Source organism: Alphaproteobacteria bacterium (assembly GCA_040216735.1).
In the GTDB taxonomy this organism is placed as follows: Bacteria; Pseudomonadota; Alphaproteobacteria; order SHVP01; family SHVP01; genus CALJDF01.
This window is the reverse complement of sequence record JAVJOO010000002.1, coordinates 591,433-609,979: the sequence shown is the minus strand read 5'-3', so window position 1 is coordinate 609,979 and position 18,547 is coordinate 591,433. Positions and strand designations below refer to the sequence as shown.

Below are 18,547 nucleotides of genomic sequence, written 5' to 3'. Positions count from 1 at the left end.
TCACCGGTCGGGCGCGGCTAGAATAGCGCGATGATCAATGTCTACGGCCTCAAGAACTGCGACACCTGTAAGCAGGCCAAAACTTGGCTCGACGAACACGAGATTGCCTACACCTTTCACGACGTGCGGGCCGAGCCGCTGACGTCCCAGCAAGTCGGCATCTGGGTCAAGGAACTCGGTAGCGCCACGCTGGTCAATCGGCGGGGCACAACTTGGCGCCAGCTTCCGCCGGCGGCGCAAGATTCCGCCGGAACCGCCGACGGCGCACGCGACCTAATCCTTGCCCATCCCGCCCTGATGAAACGCCCGGTTTTCGACCTCGGTCACGAACGTCTGGTCGGATTCAGTCCAGAAATCCGCGCGGCCCTCAGCCAAAACTAATTGCAGCCTTGAAACGGTCGTTACCAGAACGTATGTTCTGACAATGGCGCGGCAAAAATCGTTCTCTCCCGACACGGCATTGGACCAGGCGATGGGGGTCTTCTGGCGGCGCGGCTTCGCCGATTGCTCGGTAGAAGATCTCGTCGCGGAAACCGGGGTCAGCCGTTACGGTCTCTACAGTACCTTTGGAGAAAAGGACGAACTCTTCGCGGCCGCACTGGACCGATATGCCGAACGCGTGATCGATCCTCTCTTCGGACCGTTGGAAAAGGAAAATGCCGGCCTTGCGGATATCCACGGTTATTTCGATCGCCTCGTCGCCGCCGGCGCCGAGCCATACGCCCGTTTCGGCTGCATGCTCTGCAACACGGTGGCGGACGCAGACGCAGTCAGCGCCCCCGTCGCGCGACGCGTCGCGCAGTTCCTCAGCCGCCTACGCCACGGTTTTCTGCGGGCGCTAGAGAACGCAAAACGCAACGGCGAGTTAGGCGCGCAAGCCGATCCGCCGGCCCTTGCGGATTATCTCGTTGGTGTCGTCCAAGGGATTAGCGCCTATGCCCAAGCACCCGTACCGCCCGCCGCGGTCCTTAACTTCATGCGTACCGCAGTCCAAGTCCTGCGATAAATTTTTTGCCTGAATCAGAACATTCGTTCTGTTTAACCGAGGAGACAGTCATGGGAATCATTACCGTCACGCGAACCTTAAACGTCGGTGCCGACCGAGCGTGGGCCGCCCTTGCGGACTTTGGCAACATCGCCAACTTCCACCCCGGTCTCTCGGGCTCGCATCTACTCGATGGATCGGCGCTCGCCGGCGTCGGCGCCGAACGGCGGTGCGACCTCAAGGACCGCAATTACCTCGTCGAACGGGTTCTCCATTGGCAAGAGGGCCACGCCTATACGGTTGATATCATCGACACGTCAATGCCACTACGTCGGGCCACCGCAACGCTGCGAGTCGAGCCTATCGACGCTCACCACTGTCGGGCATCGATGCAGGTCGACATGACATTGAAGTTCGGTCTGCTGGGTAAGGTGATGGAGGTTCTAGGAGCTCGCGGCGTCATGCGCCGAACGATGGTCGGCATCCTGAACGGGCTCGAAACCTTTACGACACGCCATCAAGACGCACCCCACGCCGCGCCGGTCGCTGCAGCTTGACCCCCGGGGCGGCGTGGCGCCGCGCCTAGGTGTTCATCGAGTCGAAGAACTCGCCGTTGTTCTTGGTGCCCTTGAGCTTGTCGAGCAGGAACTCCATCGCATCGGTTGTGCCCATCGGCATTAGGATGCGACGCAGGACCCACATCTTCGACAAGGTGCCCTTGTCGACCAGCAGCTCTTCGCGGCGGGTACCCGACTTGGTGATGTCGAGGGCCGGGAAGGTGCGCTTGTCCGCCAGCTTGCGGTCGAGAATGATTTCCGAGTTACCGGTGCCCTTGAACTCTTCGAAAATCACTTCGTCCATGCGGCTGCCGGTATCGATCAGGGCGGTGGCGATAATCGTCAGCGACCCACCCTCTTCGATGTTCCGGGCTGCGCCGAAGAAGCGCTTGGGGCGCTGCAGGGCGTTGGCGTCGACGCCACCGGTCAACACCTTGCCCGAAGACGGCACGACGGTGTTGTAGGCCCGCGCAAGTCGGGTAATCGAATCGAGCAAGATCACCACGTCGCGCTGATGTTCGACCAGTCGCTTGGCTTTCTCGATCACCATTTCGGCGACCTGAACATGGCGCACGGCAGGCTCGTCGAAAGTAGAGCTGATAACCTCGCCTTTGACCGAGCGGTCCATGTCGGTCACCTCTTCGGGCCGCTCGTCGATCAGCAGCACGATGAGGTAAACCTCGGGGTGATTGGTGGTGATCGAGTGCGCGATGTTTTGCAGCAACATCGTCTTGCCGGTACGCGGCGGCGAGACGATCAATCCGCGCTGCCCCTTGCCCAAGGGCGCCACAAGATCGATCACCCGGCACGACGAATCGACCTTGGGATCCTCGCGTTCCAGCGTGAGCCGTTCTTCCGGATAGAGCGGCGTCAGGTTGTCGAAATTGACCTTGTGCCGGCTCTTCTCGGGGTCTTCGAAATTGATCGTCGACACTTTGAGCAAGGCGAAATACCGCTCACCGTCCTTGGGTGCGCGAATCTGGCCTTCGACGGTGTCGCCGGTGCGCAGGGCGAAACGGCGGATCTGGCTCGGGCTAACGTAAATGTCGTCGGGGCCGGCAAGGTAATTGGCTTCAGGCGACCGCAGGAAACCGAAACCGTCCAGCAACACCTCCAGGACCCCAACGCCGGTGATCTCGACATCCTTTTCGGCAAGCTGTTTGAGGATCGCGAACATCAGGTCTTGCTTGCGCAGCGTGCTCGCGTTTTCGACCTCGAGTTCCTCGGCATAGGCAAGGAGGTCGGTCGGGGACTTGGCCTTAAGTTCTTGGAGATTCATGTGATCTCGACTGTCGTGGTTCAGATGGGGGTGCGGGTGCTGACTGTCTGGCGAGAGACGGCCCAAAGGCCGGTGGAACAGATCAGATTCGCGAAGGAAGGGGGTGGGCCCCAGTAATCGGGGCCTTCTTAACGGTCAGAGGATTGTCGAAAGGGCCCCGGAAGTCAAATGAAGATTGCAGCAAGCATCGGCAGACCTAGAACGGTTTCACCACCGCCATCAACACGATAACCACCATCAGAACGGCCGGTACCTCGTTGACGATCTTGTAGAACCGCCGCGAATGCCGGTTGGCGTCGCGCGCGAAATCCCGCCGCCAGCGCGCGAGATTGCCATGAATGGTGAACATCGCCACGAGGGCCGCGACTTTGACCCAGAACCACCCGGTTTCCAAGACATCGAAGGGCGAGGCCATGATCAACAGCCCGCCAAAAACCAGGGCGGCGATCATGGACGGGTTGACGATGCCGCGCAGCAGGCGCCGTTCCATCACCTTGAAGGTTTCCGATTGCGCCGACCCCGGCTCGGCATCGGTATGGTAGGCATAGATCCGCGGCAGATAGAGCATTCCGGCCATCCACGCGATCACCGAGATCACGTGTAGCGCCTTGATCCACAGATACGCCTCGCTTAAGAAATTCATGCGGCCACCCGCTGTACCGGACACCCGGCATAGCCGTTAGGGCACAACCGACCGCCGCCGTGGCTACACAAAGGCGCCTCGTCGCGCGCGCCTATCGCCGCGACAACCTCGCGAAGCCCTTCGATGAAGGCCTGTTGAATGCCCAGGGCCGGCACCCGTACGTAGGCGGGGACGCCCGATGCATCTGCGAGCTTGCGGTACTCGATATCCAATTCCACCAGCGTCTCGGAATGTTCCGAAACGAACGCAAGGGGGACGACGACCAATCCGACCCCTTCGGCACCGGCACTCTTAATTTCGTCGTCGGTCGCCGGTCCAACCCACTTCAGCGGTCCGACCCGGCTCTGGAAAGTCACGCGCCACGTATTGGCACCCAAGCCAGCAGCGGCCGCAATCGCGGCCGCTCCCTGCTCGACCTGCCACACGTAAGGATCGCCTGCCTCGACAATACGTTCGGGCAAACCGTGGGCCGAAAACAGAACCCGCGTCGGAACCTCGGATCTATTGGCTAACGCCTCCTTCAGGAGGGCGGCATAGCCATCGACAAAGCCGCCCAAGGTTGGATAGCAACACACCGAACGAGTTGGGACCTCTAGGCCGTTCCGGCGCGCCGCGCGGTGCCAAGCATCGAGCGAGGATTGCGTCGTCGTGGTCGAAAACTGCGGATAGAGTGGCACCAGGAGTACTCGCTGGGCGCCCCAATCGCGCACCTCACGCACCGTTTCCTCGCTAAAGGGGTGCCAGTAGCGCATCGCGACGAAAACCCGCATCTCGGGGTCGTCCAACGCCGCCGCGAGCGCGGCTGCCTGCTTCTCGGTCTCGGGCAGAATAGGGGAACGGCCACCGATCTCCTTGTAGATTTCGACCGCCGTCGGCGCGCGCCGCGCGGCGATGAACGAGGCGAGGAGCGGGCGGATCGGCCAGGGCACGCGGAGGATCGCCGGATCGCTGAACAGATTTTTCAGGAATCCACGGACAGCCTCGGGTCGATCGGGTCCACCCAAATTGAACAACACGACCGCGGTTTTCATGCTGCCGCTCTGACCGCCGCCACAAGATCGCCGACATGTTTGGGTGGGGTGTGTGGCAAAATACCGTGACCGAGATTGAATATGAACGGGCCGCCGTTAAGCGTCGAAACGATTCGGCGTACCTCGTTGATCATCGCATCGCCCCCAGCAACCAGCATCAACGGATCGAGGTTGCCCTGGACCGCACACTGACCTTGGAGCGATTGTTTAGCCCAACCCAACGGTACACTGCTGTCGAGGCCCAACCCTTGAACACCGGTTCGCGCGGCATAGTCGGCAAGCGCGACACCGGCACCGCGCGGAAACCCGATTACCGGAACCGTCGGATACCGTGCACGCAGCGCATCGACGATGCGGCGCGTCGGTTCGATGCTCCAGCGCGCGAAGGCCGTTTCCGGTAGAACGCCGGCCCAGGTATCGAAGAGTTGGACGACATCGGCGCCGGCATCGATTTGACGCGACAGGTAGGCAATCGTGGATTCGACGATGAGATCGATCAACGCGTCAAACCCTACCGGGTCGCGAAAGGCCCAAACCTTTGCATTTTCGAAATTGCGACTGCCGCCGCCTTCGACCATGTAGGTCGCCACGGTCCACGGCGATCCGGCAAACCCAATCAGCGCGGTATCTTCGTCCAGAGCCTCGGACACCCGACTCACGGTTTCGTATATCGGCTCGAGATGGGCATGAAGTCCGTCGAGCGACAATGCCGCCAGTGCTTTCCCGTCCCGAACCGGTGCGAGAACCGGCCCCTCGCCCTCGGCAAAGCGGAGATCTTGGCCAAGCGCCTGGGGAATGAGCAGGATATCAGCGAAGAGAATCGCCGCATCAAACCCGAAGCGGCGGATAGGTTGCAGGGTTACTTCGGCCGCCCGTACGGGATTGTAGCAAAGATCGAGAAAACTCCCCGCTTCGGCCCGTAGCGCCCGGTACTCGGGCAAGTACCGACCAGCTTGGCGCATCAACCAAACCGGTGGAACGTCTTGCCTCTCCCCCGCGAGGGCCCGCAGTAATCGCTTGTTTGTCATGGGAAATTCAAACCAGAACTTTGTCTCTTTCTTATATAGAGAATTATAAGAATCTATAGATGTTGTAGTAGGGGGTCCGTGTGATGGGGATTAATGAATCATCCCACCGAAGAGGATCTGTCCAGAGGGTCTTGTGATCAACGTCGCTATTGGGGATGAGGACACCAATAACGATGGTGGATCATAAGAAAATGGAACTGTGGATTGCGGGGAACTCGGTGATCGTTCTTGGTGACGAATGATCCATCACCGATCTCCCACATCGCGTATAACCTTTTACACGGTGTGTCGTTGTTCTGACTGAACTGCGGCCTGCGGGGACCAAAACCAGGGATGGGGCGAATCGGTTGTTTGTCCCCAATTTACGTTCTACTTGTGCACACCCGAGCGCATGCATAGTTGCGGCCAGGAGCGATCGGTGACGACTAACTCTTTCAATCTGCACCTCGTCTCGGATGCCACCGGTGAAACCCTCCAGGTTCTGGCCCGGGCGGCGATCACCCAGTTCGAGGACTACGAGCCGGAAGAATTTATCTGGTCGATGGTGCGGAGTTCCGGGCAATTGCAGTTAGCGATCGACGGCATTCAACAGGCACCCGGAGTCGTTCTTTTTACCTTGGTCGATGGAGAATTGCGGCGCGATTTGATCAACGCTTGCCGCAGCCTCGAAATTCCCTGTGTCGACGTTCTAGACCCGACGATCGCGACGCTGCGCGACTATCTTCATACCGAATCGAAGAACCAACCGGGGAGCCAACACGTTCTCGACGAAGAATATTTTCAGCGGATCGATGCCATGCATTTCTGCTTGCAACACGACGATGGACAATCGTTGCAATCGATTCACGAGGCCGATGTCGTTCTCGTTGGGGTGTCGCGCACGTCCAAGACGCCAACCAGTATGTACTTGGCGAACCGCGGCATCAAAGCGGCCAATGTCCCTCTGGTATCGGGTCAACCGCCGCCGGACGAATTGGAAAAGGTTAGAGGCCCGCTGGTGATCGGCTTGGTCAACAGCGTTAAACGTTTGGTCGAGTTGCGGCGCAGCCGACTCCTGCTGCTTAACGAAGAAGCCAATACGACCTATGTCGACGAAGATGAGATCAAGAAAGAGATCGCCGCGGCGCGGCGCTTGTTCACCCGTCACCAATGGCCGGTGATCGATGTGACGGGACGTTCGATCGAAGAAACCGCTGCGGCAATCCTCAAACTGCACGCCCAGTGGGAACGAACCGCATGAGCGGGCTTATCTTGGCGTCGGCGAGCGAGACGCGCGACCGGTTACTACGCAATGCCGGGATCGATTTTGTCGCGCAACCCGCGCGGGTCGACGAGGAATCGATCAAGGTCGCGATGCAGGCCGAAGGGGCGCAACCCGTCGACGCGGCACAGGCTTTAGCGGACCTCAAAGCAGAGCGGGTGTCGTCGGGTGCGCCGGGCGCCTTCGTCATTGGTGCGGATCAGATATTGGAATGCGACGGCGTGTGGTACGACAAACCCAACTCCCCCGCCGCGGCGCATGAGCACCTCGCCGCGCTGGCGGGCAAAACGCACCGTCTGCACACAGCCGCCGCCGTGGCCAAGGATGGCACGGTGATTTGGCGCGAGGCTACTCGGGTGTCCTTGACCATGCGATCCCTGGACGATGCCGCCATCGCCGCTTACCTCGGTGCCGCGGGCGAGACGGTGATGCACTCGGTCGGCGCCTACCAGATCGAAGGGCGCGGCATTCAATTGTTCGCGTCGGTCCAGGGCGATTACTTTTCGATCCTCGGTCTCCCTCTGTTGGCGTTGTTGAATTTTCTGCGCGGGCACGGCGTGGTGCCGGCATGAACACGGCGCGGATCAGCGGGAAAGCCCGGATTGCCGGGGTGATGGGGTGGCCTGTGGCGCATTCCCGCTCGCCGCGCCTGCACAACTATTGGCTGGCCCGTTACGGCATCGACGGCGCTTACGTGCCGCTCGCTGTCCGTCCCGAAAATCTCGAGTCGGCGGTGCGTGGGTTGCCGGCGCTGGGCTTTGCCGGGGCCAACCTCACCATTCCCCACAAAGAAGCGGTCCTCCCTTTTCTCGACGAGATCGATCCAGCCGCGGCGCGGATGGGCGCGGTGAACACGATTGTCGTGCGCGACGGACGGCTCAGCGGGCGCAATACCGACGGCTTCGGCTTCCTCGAAAACCTGAAGGCGGGTGCCCCATCCTGGCGTGCCGCGTTGGGCCCGGCGGTGGTGATCGGCGCAGGTGGCGCGGCCAAGGCCATCGCTTGGGCGCTGATCGATGCCGGGGTGCCGCATCTGCGGGTGGTCAACCGCACGATGGAACGGGCGCAGACGCTTGCGGCAGTCCTAGGGCCGGCCGCGACGGCGGTGTCCTGGGATGAGCGTGCCGCGGCGTTGGCCGATGCCGCGCTCGTGGTCAATGCCAGTGCGCTCGGGATGACCGGCCAGCCGCCGCTTGAACTGGATCTGTCCGCGCTACCCCAATCGGCGGTCGTGAACGACATCGTCTACGTCCCGCTCGAAACGGCGTTGTTAACAGCGGCGCGCGCGCGCGGTCATTTGGTTGTCGATGGGATCGGCATGTTGCTCCACCAGGGCCGCCCCGGCTTCCAGGCTTGGTACGGCATCGATCCGGCGGTCGATGACGATCTGCGCGCCCACGTTCTGGCGTCACTCTGAACGTGCGCCCGGCGATCCTCGGCCTCACCGGCTCGATCGGTATGGGTAAAAGCGAGGCCGCGCGGATGTTCCGCCGCCTCGGCGTGCAGGTATTCGATGCGGATGCCGCCGTGCACCGGCTGATGGCTCGCGGCGGCGCGGCGGTGGCGCCAATCGACGCAGCGTTCCCCGGCGTTGTGCGGGATGGTGCGGTCGATCGGCGGGCGCTGGGTGCCCAGGTATTTGGCAAGCCGGAACTGCTGCGCCGGCTTGAAGGCATCGTTCACCCCTTGGTCCGCGCCGAGCGCGCCAAGTTCCTTGCCCGCGCCCGCGCAAGACGGGTGCCGCTGGTCGTGTTCGATGTGCCGCTGCTGTTTGAAACCGGCGGCGAAAAAGGGTGCGACGCGGTTATGGTGGTGACCGCCCCCCCGGCGGTACAGCGGGCACGCGTATTGTCCCGCCCCGACATGACGGCTGAAAAGTTCGCCGCCATCCTTGGTCAGCAAACTCCCGATCGCGACAAACGCCGATTGGCCGATTTCGTGGTACCGACGGGCATGGGCAAGCGCGTCACCTTGAATGCGATTCGCCACATCGTCACACTGATGAAGGGCGAACAAAGGGATCCACCGTGTCCGATCTGACCAAAGCCGACCGCGAGATCGTCTTCGATACCGAGACCACGGGCCTCTCGCCCGAGGACGGTCACCGCGTCGTCGAAATCGGTTGCGTCGAGCTGTTGAACCACGTCCCCACCGGCAAGACCTGGCAGCGGTATATCAATCCGCAACGTTACATGCCGGGCGAGGCGTTCCAGGTGCACGGACTTAGCGAAGATTTCCTGGCCAAGCATCCGACTTTCGCCGAAATCGCCGACGACTTTCTGGCGTTCGTCGGCACCTCGGCGGTGGTGGCGCATAACGCGAGCTTCGACGTTGGGTTCGTCAATGCCGAGCTCGCGCTGCTCAAGCGTCCGCCGCTCCAGGTCGATCGGATCGTCGATACCGTCTCGATTGCCCGGCGTAAATATCCGGGCGCCCAGGCGAGCCTTGATGCGCTCTGCCGGCGTTTCAACATCGATCTATCGGCGCGGACCAAGCACGGTGCGCTGCTCGACGCCGAGTTGTTGGCCGAGGTCTACCTCGAACTTATCGGGGGGCGGCAGCCGACGCTGGGTCTTGCGGTCGATCTCGACACCGTGCCGCTCGATTCGGTGCCGACCAAAACCTGGCCGGAACGCCATTTCGAGCCCAGCGCCGCCGAACTGGCGGCGCATGTGGCTTTTCTGGAGAAAATCAGCGAACCGATCTGGCGGCTGAACGCCCCTAGTTGATGGTTTCGCCGCCGGCGTTCGTCTGGGCCTGGGCCTTTTGGTTTTCGTAGAGCGCGCCGAAGTCGACCGGATCGAGCAGGATGGGCGGCACGCCGCCGTCCCGGGTCAGGTCCGAGAGAATGCGTCGGGCAAAGGGGAACAGAAGGCGCGGGCACTCGACCAGGCAAACCGGTTGGATCTGTTCCTCCGGGATGTCGAACAGCTCGAAGACGCCGGCAAACACGACCTCGGCGACAAAGACGGATTCCTCGCCGCGCTTGGCGCCGGCCGTTGTGCGCAGCGCGACTTCGTAACGGGTTGGGCCTAGCCGCTGGACTTGGACATCCAAGCTGACGTCGATGGTCGGCGCCGGCAGATCCTTTGACAAGCTACCCGGCGCCTTCGGGTTCTCGTAGGAACAGTCCTTCAAGTATTGCGCCAGTAGGCCGACGCGCGGGTTGCCCCCCGGGGGTGTCGCTGCATCGTTGGTGGTGGCATCGCCGGTATCGGCCATCGGTCTTACTCCTCGCATTAAGGCGGGCCGTGGCTACCATGGATCGGCGGGCGACGACAAGGTTGCAGGCCGCCGTTAGGTGTCCCGACCCGGCAACCGCGCGCCGACATCGTGCGGATCGGGGCGCGGGTCAACCTCGTGAAAATCGCCATCGATGATCGGTCCGTCCCCTTGGGGCGGCGGCGGCGATCCGCCAACATTACCGACCGCAGCCCCGCGCAGGAGGCGCCGCAGGACGGGCCGGCGGATCGCCGCCCGCAGCGGCGGGAACAGGAGCAACAGACCAAGCCCATCGGTCAGAAAGCCGGGTGTCAGCAAAAGGGCGCCGGCGGTGACGAGGCATATGCCGTCGAAAGCCTCTTCGATCGGGAGGGCGCTGCGCGCGAGCGTCTGCTGCGCCCGCACCAGCGTCCGCAATCCCTGGCTCCGGATCAACGCGCTGCCCGCAATGGCGGTCAGAATCACCAGAGCAATGGTGCTCCACACCCCGATCTCGCCCCCGACAACGATAAATAGCGCGATTTCCGCCGCAGGGACGCCGACAAACACGAGAAAAAGGACTAATCCAAGCAAAGCGACTCTTTTCTCAGCATGGTGAATTGCGTTTCCCGTGGCGATGACTAGGTATGTGGGCACGTGCCCCAGCGGATGCCAGCGGTTGTTGGACTCAAGGCGGGCGTGACGCTACTGTAGTTTCTCAAACGGCCGTGCGCGACCGGCCGCTAAATTTGCGCGTCAGGGACGCAGCATGGGCGAAGGCTTCCAGTTCATCGAAATCATCTTCTTCGCCATGGTGGCGGTGTTTATCTTTTTGCGTCTGCGCGGCGTCCTCGGTCGCCGCACGGGCAACGAGCCGGCGCCGCCAAAAACCGTGCGCCACGACCGGACCCAGCAGGACGACGACGATAATGTCGTGCCGCTCCCCGATCGGCACCGTTCCGGCCCGTTGGAAGACGACACACCGCTCGGGACCGCCGCCGATGGCGTGCGCGAAATTCGCGCAATGGACCCGAGCTTCAGCGCCGATGAGTTTGTCGGCGGTGCCCGCACGGCCTACGACATGGTATTGATGTCGTTCGCCGCGGGCGATACCGAAACGCTGCGCGCCCTGCTCGACGACGATGTCTACACGAATTTCCAGCGCGCGATCGCCGACCGCGAGAGCCGAGGCGAAGTCCTGGAGACAACGCTTGTCGCGATCAAATCGAGCGAGCTGGTCGAGGCGCGTGCGGTCGGTCGTATGGCCGAAGCGACCATCAAATTCGTGGCCGAACTGGTGAACGTCACCCGCGACAAGAACGGCGAAGTCATTTCCGGTGATCCGCGGGTGGTCCAGAACATTACGGACTACTGGACGTTTGCACGCGACGTGCGCTCGGCCGATCCCAACTGGAAATTGATCGCCACCCGTAGCGAGAATTGATTTCCGGCCGCCTGTGGGCGCTGGTTGCCGTAGCGGGTTTGCTGGCGGCGGCGCTCATCACCTTCGCTCTCTTTCCACCTAAGCCGTTGCCGGACAAACTTGCCCTCGACCCATTCGTTTTTGTCGAACGCCTGAGCGTCGAACATGCGCTGATAGGCTGGAACGACGACGATCAGGCGCCGGCGCTCGCGGCGTTCAAAAAGTCGTGCGAACGCCTGCTGCGTTTGCCCGACGCGCGCGCGATGGCCGACCCAGCCTTCGGTACGGTAGCCGACTGGCGCCCCGCTTGCGAAGCTGCGCTGACGGTTGCCGCGCCCGACACTCAAGCGGCGCGGGATTTCTTCCAAACCTGGTTTCGCCCCGTGGCGATCCGTAATAACGGCGACGATGTCGGCCTGTTTACCGGGTATTTCGAGCCCGAGCTGAACGGCCATACCGAGCGGGCCGGGCCCTATCAGACCCCGCTGTACGCGCCGCCGCCTGACTATGTCAGCGTCAATCTTGGGGACTTCCGGCCCGAACTCAACGGCCAGCGGATCGTGGGCAGGGTCGCCAATGGCCGGCTTAAGCCGGTCGAAACCCGCGCCCAAATTGACGCTGGTGCGTTGGACGGGCGGACCGACGTCGTGCTTTGGGTCGACGATCCCGTCGACGCCTTCTTTCTCCACATCCAAGGTTCCGGTTTGGTCACCATGGCGGACGGTACCAAGGTGAGGGTAGGTTACGCTGGCACCAATGGGCATTCCTATTTCGCGATCGGGCGCAGCTTGGTCGCGCGCGGGGCGTTGGCCCAGGAGGACGTCTCGATGCAGACGATCCGCCAATGGCTCGACGCCAATCCGCAGGAGGCCGCCGCGCTAATGCAGGAAAACGCCAGCTATATCTTTTTTCGCAAGCTTGAGGGCGACGCGCCTGTCGGCGCCCAGGGCATTCCGCTCACCCCGGGCCGCTCGCTCGCCGTCGATACCGCGTGGCTCCCCCTCGGGCTGCCCGTGTGGCTCGATACGGTCACCACCGACTCCCAGGAAGAACAAGGCGATCCGATCCACTTTCGCCGCCTGATGATCGCCCAAGACACGGGCGGGGCGATCAAGGGCATCGTGCGCGGCGATGTTTATTGGGGGACGGGAAAAGGCGCTGGCGACCGGGCGGGCCGGATGCGCGAGGCCGGCCGCTACTACGGCTTGCTGCCGCGCACCCTTCTCGAGCGGCGCGCCCAGACCGGGTCATAACAAGGATGGCTACCGGCAGGCCGCCGCGCCGTCCCGGCCGCCCCCTCAGCGACGAGGAAGCGAGCCTATGGGCGGCGGTGATGCGCGATACCCGTGTACACGATCCGGTCATCCGCCGTCGCGGCGTACACCGGGCGCCGCCCGAGCGTGACGACAGTGCCGAAGCCATTTCCGCCAAGGATTCAACGCCCCCAGCGAGCCCGTCGCCTCCCGCGCCGGCGCTGCGCAACACCGCCGCCGTTCCAGTCCTCGGCGGCGGCACGGACCGGCGCACCCAGGTCCGTCTACGCCGCGGCCAAGTGGAAATCGACGGTCGCATCGATCTGCATGGGATGACTCAAAACCAAGCGCGCCCCGCACTCGAAGCGTTCGTCGATCGCGCGGTTGCCGCCGGGCACCGTTGCGTCCTGGTGATCACCGGCAAGGGTTCGGTGCGGCCCGGGGACGAGCCCGGAGTCATGCCCGACCGTCTGCGGGGGGTTTTGCGCGAGCAGGTGCCCCGCTGGCTGGTTGTGCCGCCGCTGGCCCGTTTGGTTGTGACATGGCAACCGGCGGCGCGGCAGCATGGCGGCGAGGGCGCGCTTTATCTTCTGTTGCGGCGGCAGAAATGACGCCGTTCGGCGCCAAGGTCCGCGCCCTCCGCCGCGCCCGCGGCATCACCTTGAAAACGATGGCTGCCGACCTGGAGATTTCCCAAGCCTATTTGTCGGCCCTGGAGCACGGTCGTCGCGGTCGCCCACCGGCGCACCTGGTGCGCCAAATATGCGGCTACTTCAACATCATCTGGGACGAGGCCGATGCGCTCGAGCAGTTGGCCCGCCTGTCTCACCCCCGCGTCGTCGTCGATACCGCGGGCCTATCGCCCGAGGCGACGGAGTTGGCCAACCGGTTGGCCGAATGCATCAAGAACCTCGATGAAGGTGTCGTGAAAAAAATGCTCGAGGATCTGAATGTGTCGGCGCCCGAGGGTACCTCTACAAAATAAATTTAGAGAGATCAGAATCCTTGGCGAGGTCAGAGACGTGCTTTCGCACGTAGGCGGCATCGATCGCGACGCTCTCGCCGGGCTGGTCGGTGGCGGTAAAGCTGATCTCGTCGAGAAGCCGCTCCATCACGGTATGGAGCCGCCGTGCGCCGATATTCTCGACCGTTGCGTTAACGTCGGCAGCAACGCTGGCGATCTCCTCGATCGCGTCGTCGCCAAACGTCAGGGTAACGCCCTCGGTTCCGATCAACGAGGTGTATTGGTGAATCAAACTGGCTTCGGGTTCGGTCAGGATGCGTTTGAAATCTTCCCGGGTCAGTGCTTTTAGCTCGACCCGGATCGGCAGCCGGCCCTGGAGTTCCGGCAGCAAGTCCGACGGCTTGGCCAATTGGAACGCTCCCGACGCGATGAACAGAATGAAATCGGTACGCACGGTGCCGTGTTTGGTCGCCACCTGCGTTCCTTCGATCAACGGCAACAGGTCGCGCTGCACGCCCTCGCGGCTGACATCGGCGCCTGCGCGGTCTTGCCGCGCGGTAATCTTGTCGATTTCGTCGAGGAAGACGATGCCGTGTTGCTCGACTTTGTCGATCGCCTCTTTGACCAGCTTGTCTTGGTCGACCAACTTGTCGCTCTCTTCTTCCATCAGCAGGTCGTAGGAGTCGACGACCGACAGGCGTTTGGGTTTGGTGCGTTGGCCGAAGGCTTTGCCCAGCATGTCGTTGAGGTTGATCATGCCCATCTGCGCACCGGGCATTCCGGGCACTTCGAAAGTCGGCATCCCGCCGCCGCTGTCCTGGACGCTGATTTCGATCTCTTTGTCGTCGAGTTCCCCGTTGCGCAATTTTAGGCGGAACGCCTGACGGGTGGACTCGCTTGCGTCGCTGCCGACTAGAGCATCGAGCACCCGTTCCTCGGCGGCCAACTGGGCGCGCGCCTGAACCTCTTCGCGCCGCTGGTTGCGCACCATCGTGATCGCGATTTCAACCAGGTCGCGCACAATCTGTTCGACGTCGCGGCCGACGTAGCCGACCTCGGTGAACTTCGTTGCTTCGACCTTGAGAAACGGCGCGTTGGCGAGTTTGGCGAGGCGCCGGGAAATCTCCGTTTTGCCGACGCCGGTCGGGCCGATCATCAGGATGTTCTTGGGCACGACTTCTTCGCGCAATTCTTCGGGCAGTTGCTGGCGCCGCCAGCGGTTGCGCAGCGCGATCGCGACGGCGCGCTTGGCGTCGTGTTGACCGATGATGTGACGGTCGAGTTCTGAAACGATTTCCCGCGGGCTGAACTCAGTCATGGGCTAGACGCTTTCAACGATGACGTTTTCGTTGGTGTAGACGCAGATGTCGGCGGCGATCTTCATCGCCTTGCGGGCAATCGCCTCGGCATCCATGTCGTCGCGGTCGATCAGCGCGCGCGCCGCGGCGAGGGCGTAGTTGCCGCCCGAGCCGATGCCGATGACGCCGTCGTCGGGCTCCAACACGTCGCCCGAGCCGGTCAACACCAGGCTCACATTTTCGTTGGCCACCGCCATCATCGCTTCGAGCCGGCGCAAATACCGGTCGGTTCGCCAATCCTTGGCTAACTCGACGCAGGCGCGTTCGAGTTGGCCGCCATGTTTCTCAAGTTTGGCTTCCAGGCGTTCGAACAGGGTGAAGGCATCGGCGGTCGCGCCGGCAAACCCGACGATCACACTGCCATCGGCGAGGCGGCGGACCTTGCGGGCTTTGGATTTCATCACGGTGGCGCCGACCGAGACCTGGCCGTCGCCGGCGATGACGGCTTTACCGCCCTTGCGGACCGAAAGGATTGTCGTGCCGTGCCAGGCGGGCGTCGAATCGGTGGCCATGCCGTATTCCTTGAAAAATCGCGCGCACCGGGCGCACCGGAACGCCGACATGTAAGGATTTGCGCCGAGCGGTCAAGGGCGGTCCCCGGTGGCCAGGCCGCGGCAATCCTGCTATAGGAGCGCCGCGCTGATACTCCGGCCCCCAACCCAGAGGAGCGGCCCATGCGCCAGGCCACCGTCGACCGAAAGACCAAGGAAACCGCCATTACCGCAACCGTCAATCTCGACGGCAGCGGGGTGTATGACGTTGCCACCGGGATCGGCTTCCTCGATCACATGATGGAACAGCTCTCCCGCCACTCCTTGATCGACCTGACGTTGCGGGCGACCGGCGATCTGCACATCGATTTTCACCACACCAACGAAGATTGCGGCATTGTCGTGGGCGAAGCGGTTTCGCGCGCGCTGGGCGATCGCGCCGGCATCGTGCGCTACGGCACGGCCTATATCCCGTTCGACGAAACCTTGACGCGGGTCACGCTGGATTGCTCGAATCGGCCCTATCTCGTGTGGAATGTCGAGTTCCCGACCTCGAAGCTGGGTGACATGGACACCGAACTGTTCCGCGAGTGGTTCCAGGCCTTCGCCCAAGGGGCCGGCCTGACCCTACACGTCGAGAACCTGTACGGGCGCAACAGCCATCACATCGTCGAATCGTGTTTCAAAGGTTTGGCCCGGGCATTGCGCCAGGCCGTTGCCGTCGATCCTCGCCAAGCGCAATCGGTCCCCTCGACCAAGGGTGTGCTTGGCGGCTCGCTGTAGGCCGCCATGCGGTTCTATAGCGTCTATCAAAGCCCTGCCGCCCAGGGCGACGGCAGCCTCATTTTTATCAAGGACGGGTTTTGCTGGCCCGCCCTTTTCTTGCCGTTCGTCTGGCCGTTGTGGCGCGGCCTGTGGTTGGCGGCGATTGTCGTTCTTGCCGTGCTGGTCGCGGCATCGGTGCTGGTCGGGCAAGGTTTGTTGGCGCCGCTGACCGGTGGGGTCGTCGAAGCGCTGGTTGCCCTAGTCATGGGGTTCGAAGGCAACAACCTGCGTCGTTGGACCAAGTCGCGCCGTGGCTGGCGCGAAGTCGGCACGGTCTCGGGCCGTCGTCTCGCCGATGCCGAACGCGCATTTTTTGCGGCGGTCGAGGTGACCCCGACCGGCGCCATGATACCCCGCAGCGGCGCTGCCGCGTGACGACCGCGATCGTCGATTATGGTTCGGGCAACCTGCGTTCCGCAGCCAAGGCGTTCGAGCGGGCCGCCCGGGATGGCAGCGGGGCGATCGTGGTCACCGCCGATCCGGCGGTAGTGCGCGCCGCCGACCGTATTGTGCTACCGGGCGTGGGCGCGTTCGCCGATTGCCGGGCCGGTCTGATGGCGCTGGACGGAATGGGCGAGGCGCTAGAGGAAACTGTTATAGCAGGCGGTCGCCCGTTTCTGGGGATCTGTGTCGGGATGCAGTTGATGGCGACCCGCGGCCTGGAACATGGCGTTCACGACGGGTTCGATTGGATTCCGGGCGAGGTGGCGGCGTTGACCCCCGCGCCGGGCAGGCCGGTGCCCCACATGGGCTGGAACAGCCTCACGATGACGCCGCCGACCCACCCGGTCCTCGCGGGGGTTGAAACCGGTGCCCACGCGTACTTTGTCCATAGTTATGCGTTTCGCGTGGCTGATCCCGCCCATGTTCTTGCCGTGACCGACTACGGCGGGCCGGTGACGGCGGTGATCGGGCGTGACAACCTCGTGGGCACCCAGTTTCACCCCGAAAAGAGTCAGGAGACCGGGTTGCGGCTGATCGCAAACTTTCTGTCATGGAAACCGTAATGCACAACACCCAGACGGAATGGCTGACCGAATTCGAGGACGACGATCTCGAAGAGATCTGTGAAGCGACCGAACAGGCGATCGAGGTCGGGATCGGTTTCGACTGGATCAATGCGCCGCCGCGCGAGCGGCTGGAGGCCTATTGGCGGGGGGTCTTGCTGGTGCCCGAACGCGAGCTTTTGGTCGGGCGCTACAACGGGACTATCGCCGGGACCGCGCAAATGGTGCGGCCCGCGCCCAATAACGAGGCGGGCGCCCACAACGTCACCCTCAATAGCTTTTTCGTCGCGCCTTGGGCGCGCGGCCACGGGCTGGCGCGCGGGATGTTGGCCGACTTTGAAAAACATGCGCGGATGCGCGGCTTTCGTCAGATCAGCCTCGATGTGCGTGAAACCCAAGAAGGCGCCATCGCCCTGTACGAGAACGCTGGCTTCAAGCGGTGGGGCATCAAACCGCATTATGCGCAGGTCGGCGGCACCTTCATCCGCGGCTTCTTCTATACCAAGGAGTTGAGTGCGTGATTCTCTATCCGGCGATCGATCTCAAGGACGGCGTCTGCGTCCGGTTGCGGCGCGGCGTGATGGCCGATGCGACGGTCTATAACGACGACCCCGCCGCGCAAGCCCGGCAGTTTGCGGCGCTCGGTTTTGCTTGGCTGCACCTCGTCGATTTGAACGGCGCCTTTGCCGGTAAACCGGTCAACGCCGATGCCGTGTCGGCGATTCTGGCGGCGACCGATCGGCCGGTGCAACTGGGCGGCGGCATCCGCGACCTTGCGACCATCGAACGATGGATAAAGGCCGGTGTTGCGCGCGTCGTGCTCGGGACCGTCGCGCTGCGCGATCCCGCATTGGTGCGCACCGCGGCCCGGGCCTATCCCGGCCAAATCGCGGTCGGCATCGATGCCAAGGGGGGCAAGGTCGCCGTCGAAGGCTGGGCCGAGGTCTCCGAAATGACCGCGATCGATCTCGCCAAGAGCTTCGAGGACGACGGCGTGGCTGCGATCATCCACACCGATATCGACCGCGACGGCGTTCTTGAGGGCGTCAACGTTGCCGCGACGCTGGCCGTCGCCGAGGCGGTCTCGATTCCGGTGATCGCGTCGGGCGGCGTCGCCACTGTGGCCGACATCGCCGCACTGAAGGCCTGCGAGGATCGCGGCATCGCCGGGGCGATCATCGGCCGGGCGCTCTATGAAGGCACCCTAGAGCCTGCTAGCGCTCTCAAGATCGCAGCCTGAG

25 protein-coding genes are annotated in these 18,547 nt (G+C 63.0%); 17 read left to right on the top strand and 8 right to left on the bottom strand.

What is annotated here, in order from left to right; translation table 11 throughout:
* Positions 1-30 precede the first annotated feature (30 nt).
* The 3 genes from RID42_04180 to RID42_04170 are packed head-to-tail and all read left to right on the top strand — an operon-like array spanning position 31 to position 1,542.
* Positions 31-381 (top strand): Spx/MgsR family RNA polymerase-binding regulatory protein, encoded by a 351-nt coding sequence (locus RID42_04180; GenBank protein ID MEQ8246858.1) that lies wholly within the window; start codon positions 31-33, stop codon positions 379-381.
* Positions 382-424: 43 nt separating this feature from the next.
* A complete protein-coding gene (locus tag RID42_04175) occupies positions 425-1,006 on the top strand; it encodes a TetR/AcrR family transcriptional regulator (GenBank protein ID MEQ8246857.1) in 582 nt (193 codons plus the stop codon).
* A 50-nt stretch (positions 1,007-1,056) separates the two neighbouring features.
* Positions 1,057-1,542, top strand: coding sequence for an SRPBCC family protein (locus RID42_04170; protein MEQ8246856.1), 486 nt, complete (start codon positions 1,057-1,059; stop codon positions 1,540-1,542).
* 25 nt (positions 1,543-1,567) lie between these two features.
* On the opposite strand, the gene rho is transcribed toward RID42_04170, so the two are convergent.
* The 4 genes from rho to hemE all read right to left on the bottom strand — a co-directional run bounded on the left by rho (position 1,568) and on the right by hemE (position 5,523).
* Positions 1,568-2,821 carry a transcription termination factor Rho gene (gene rho / locus RID42_04165; GenBank protein ID MEQ8246855.1) on the bottom strand — a complete coding sequence of 418 codons (1,254 nt, stop codon included), beginning with the start codon at positions 2,819-2,821 and terminating at the stop codon, positions 1,568-1,570.
* Between the two features lie 196 nt (positions 2,822-3,017).
* Positions 3,018-3,464 carry a protoporphyrinogen oxidase HemJ gene (hemJ, locus tag RID42_04160; protein MEQ8246854.1) on the bottom strand — a complete coding sequence of 149 codons (447 nt, stop codon included), beginning with the start codon at positions 3,462-3,464 and terminating at the stop codon, positions 3,018-3,020.
* On the bottom strand, positions 3,461-4,495 hold the full coding sequence (hemH, locus tag RID42_04155) for a ferrochelatase (protein ID MEQ8246853.1): 1,035 nt from the start codon (positions 4,493-4,495) through the stop codon (positions 3,461-3,463). Before hemH ends, hemJ begins: the two co-directional genes overlap by 4 nt.
* Entirely contained in the window at positions 4,492-5,523 is a 1,032-nt protein-coding gene (hemE, locus tag RID42_04150; GenBank protein ID MEQ8246852.1) for a uroporphyrinogen decarboxylase, read from the bottom strand. Before hemE ends, hemH begins: the two co-directional genes overlap by 4 nt.
* Before the next feature lie 418 nt (positions 5,524-5,941).
* Here hemE and RID42_04145 point away from each other — a divergent pair, with 418 nt between their 5' ends.
* Genes RID42_04145 through dnaQ form a run of 5 tightly spaced genes read left to right on the top strand, consistent with a single transcriptional unit; the run spans position 5,942 to position 9,513 of the window.
* Positions 5,942-6,763, top strand: a complete 822-nt coding sequence (locus tag RID42_04145; GenBank protein MEQ8246851.1) for a pyruvate, water dikinase regulatory protein — start codon at positions 5,942-5,944, stop codon at positions 6,761-6,763.
* On the top strand, positions 6,760-7,356 hold the full coding sequence (locus tag RID42_04140; protein ID MEQ8246850.1) for a Maf family nucleotide pyrophosphatase: 597 nt from the start codon (positions 6,760-6,762) through the stop codon (positions 7,354-7,356). Before RID42_04145 ends, RID42_04140 begins: the two co-directional genes overlap by 4 nt.
* A complete protein-coding gene (locus tag RID42_04135; GenBank protein MEQ8246849.1) occupies positions 7,353-8,201 on the top strand; it encodes a shikimate dehydrogenase in 849 nt (282 codons plus the stop codon). Before RID42_04140 ends, RID42_04135 begins: the two co-directional genes overlap by 4 nt.
* A gap of 2 nt (positions 8,202-8,203) precedes the next feature.
* Complete coding sequence (gene coaE / locus RID42_04130) at positions 8,204-8,824, top strand: dephospho-CoA kinase (GenBank protein MEQ8246848.1); 621 nt, start codon at positions 8,204-8,206, stop codon at positions 8,822-8,824.
* Positions 8,812-9,513, top strand: a complete 702-nt coding sequence (gene dnaQ, locus RID42_04125) for a DNA polymerase III subunit epsilon (GenBank protein MEQ8246847.1) — start codon at positions 8,812-8,814, stop codon at positions 9,511-9,513. The genes coaE and dnaQ overlap by 13 nt, the downstream gene beginning before the upstream one ends.
* On the opposite strand, the gene secB is transcribed toward dnaQ, so the two are convergent.
* Together secB and RID42_04115 are read right to left on the bottom strand one after the other, a co-directional pair.
* Positions 9,506-10,006, bottom strand: coding sequence for a protein-export chaperone SecB (gene secB / locus RID42_04120; GenBank protein MEQ8246846.1), 501 nt, complete (start codon positions 10,004-10,006; stop codon positions 9,506-9,508). The genes dnaQ and secB overlap by 8 nt on opposite strands.
* A gap of 75 nt (positions 10,007-10,081) precedes the next feature.
* Positions 10,082-10,579 carry an FxsA family protein gene (locus RID42_04115; GenBank protein ID MEQ8246845.1) on the bottom strand — a complete coding sequence of 166 codons (498 nt, stop codon included), beginning with the start codon at positions 10,577-10,579 and terminating at the stop codon, positions 10,082-10,084.
* A gap of 175 nt (positions 10,580-10,754) precedes the next feature.
* On the opposite strand from RID42_04115, the gene RID42_04110 reads away from it, so the two are divergent.
* Genes RID42_04110 through RID42_04095 form a run of 4 tightly spaced genes read left to right on the top strand, consistent with a single transcriptional unit; the run spans position 10,755 to position 13,646 of the window.
* Entirely contained in the window at positions 10,755-11,429 is a 675-nt protein-coding gene (locus tag RID42_04110; GenBank protein ID MEQ8246844.1) for a Tim44/TimA family putative adaptor protein, read from the top strand.
* Entirely contained in the window at positions 11,426-12,661 is a 1,236-nt protein-coding gene (locus tag RID42_04105; protein MEQ8246843.1) for a murein transglycosylase A, read from the top strand. Before RID42_04110 ends, RID42_04105 begins: the two co-directional genes overlap by 4 nt.
* Positions 12,662-12,666: 5 nt before the next feature.
* Positions 12,667-13,272 carry a Smr/MutS family protein gene (locus RID42_04100; GenBank protein ID MEQ8246842.1) on the top strand — a complete coding sequence of 202 codons (606 nt, stop codon included), beginning with the start codon at positions 12,667-12,669 and terminating at the stop codon, positions 13,270-13,272.
* Positions 13,269-13,646, top strand: coding sequence for a helix-turn-helix domain-containing protein (locus RID42_04095; protein ID MEQ8246841.1), 378 nt, complete (start codon positions 13,269-13,271; stop codon positions 13,644-13,646). The genes RID42_04100 and RID42_04095 overlap by 4 nt, the downstream gene beginning before the upstream one ends.
* On the opposite strand, the gene hslU is transcribed toward RID42_04095, so the two are convergent.
* Both hslU and hslV read right to left on the bottom strand, forming a co-directional pair.
* Positions 13,636-14,943 (bottom strand): ATP-dependent protease ATPase subunit HslU, encoded by a 1,308-nt coding sequence (gene hslU, locus RID42_04090; protein ID MEQ8246840.1) that lies wholly within the window; start codon positions 14,941-14,943, stop codon positions 13,636-13,638. The genes RID42_04095 and hslU overlap by 11 nt on opposite strands.
* Before the next feature lie 3 nt (positions 14,944-14,946).
* Positions 14,947-15,495, bottom strand: coding sequence for an ATP-dependent protease subunit HslV (gene hslV, locus RID42_04085; GenBank protein ID MEQ8246839.1), 549 nt, complete (start codon positions 15,493-15,495; stop codon positions 14,947-14,949).
* Between the two features lie 162 nt (positions 15,496-15,657).
* On the opposite strand from hslV, the gene hisB reads away from it, so the two are divergent.
* Genes hisB through hisA form a run of 5 tightly spaced genes read left to right on the top strand, consistent with a single transcriptional unit; the run spans position 15,658 to position 18,546 of the window.
* Positions 15,658-16,257 carry an imidazoleglycerol-phosphate dehydratase HisB gene (hisB, locus tag RID42_04080; protein MEQ8246838.1) on the top strand — a complete coding sequence of 200 codons (600 nt, stop codon included), beginning with the start codon at positions 15,658-15,660 and terminating at the stop codon, positions 16,255-16,257.
* A 6-nt stretch (positions 16,258-16,263) separates the two neighbouring features.
* A complete protein-coding gene (locus RID42_04075) occupies positions 16,264-16,674 on the top strand; it encodes a DUF2628 domain-containing protein (GenBank protein ID MEQ8246837.1) in 411 nt (136 codons plus the stop codon).
* Positions 16,671-17,306, top strand: a complete 636-nt coding sequence (gene hisH, locus RID42_04070; protein ID MEQ8246836.1) for an imidazole glycerol phosphate synthase subunit HisH — start codon at positions 16,671-16,673, stop codon at positions 17,304-17,306. The genes RID42_04075 and hisH overlap by 4 nt, the downstream gene beginning before the upstream one ends.
* Positions 17,306-17,827: a GNAT family N-acetyltransferase gene (locus RID42_04065; GenBank protein MEQ8246835.1), complete on the top strand. Its 522-nt coding sequence runs from the start codon at positions 17,306-17,308 to the stop codon at positions 17,825-17,827. Before hisH ends, RID42_04065 begins: the two co-directional genes overlap by 1 nt.
* Entirely contained in the window at positions 17,824-18,546 is a 723-nt protein-coding gene (hisA, locus tag RID42_04060; GenBank protein MEQ8246834.1) for a 1-(5-phosphoribosyl)-5-[(5-phosphoribosylamino)methylideneamino]imidazole-4-carboxamide isomerase, read from the top strand. The genes RID42_04065 and hisA overlap by 4 nt, the downstream gene beginning before the upstream one ends.
* The last annotated feature ends 1 nt before the right edge of the window (position 18,547 follow it).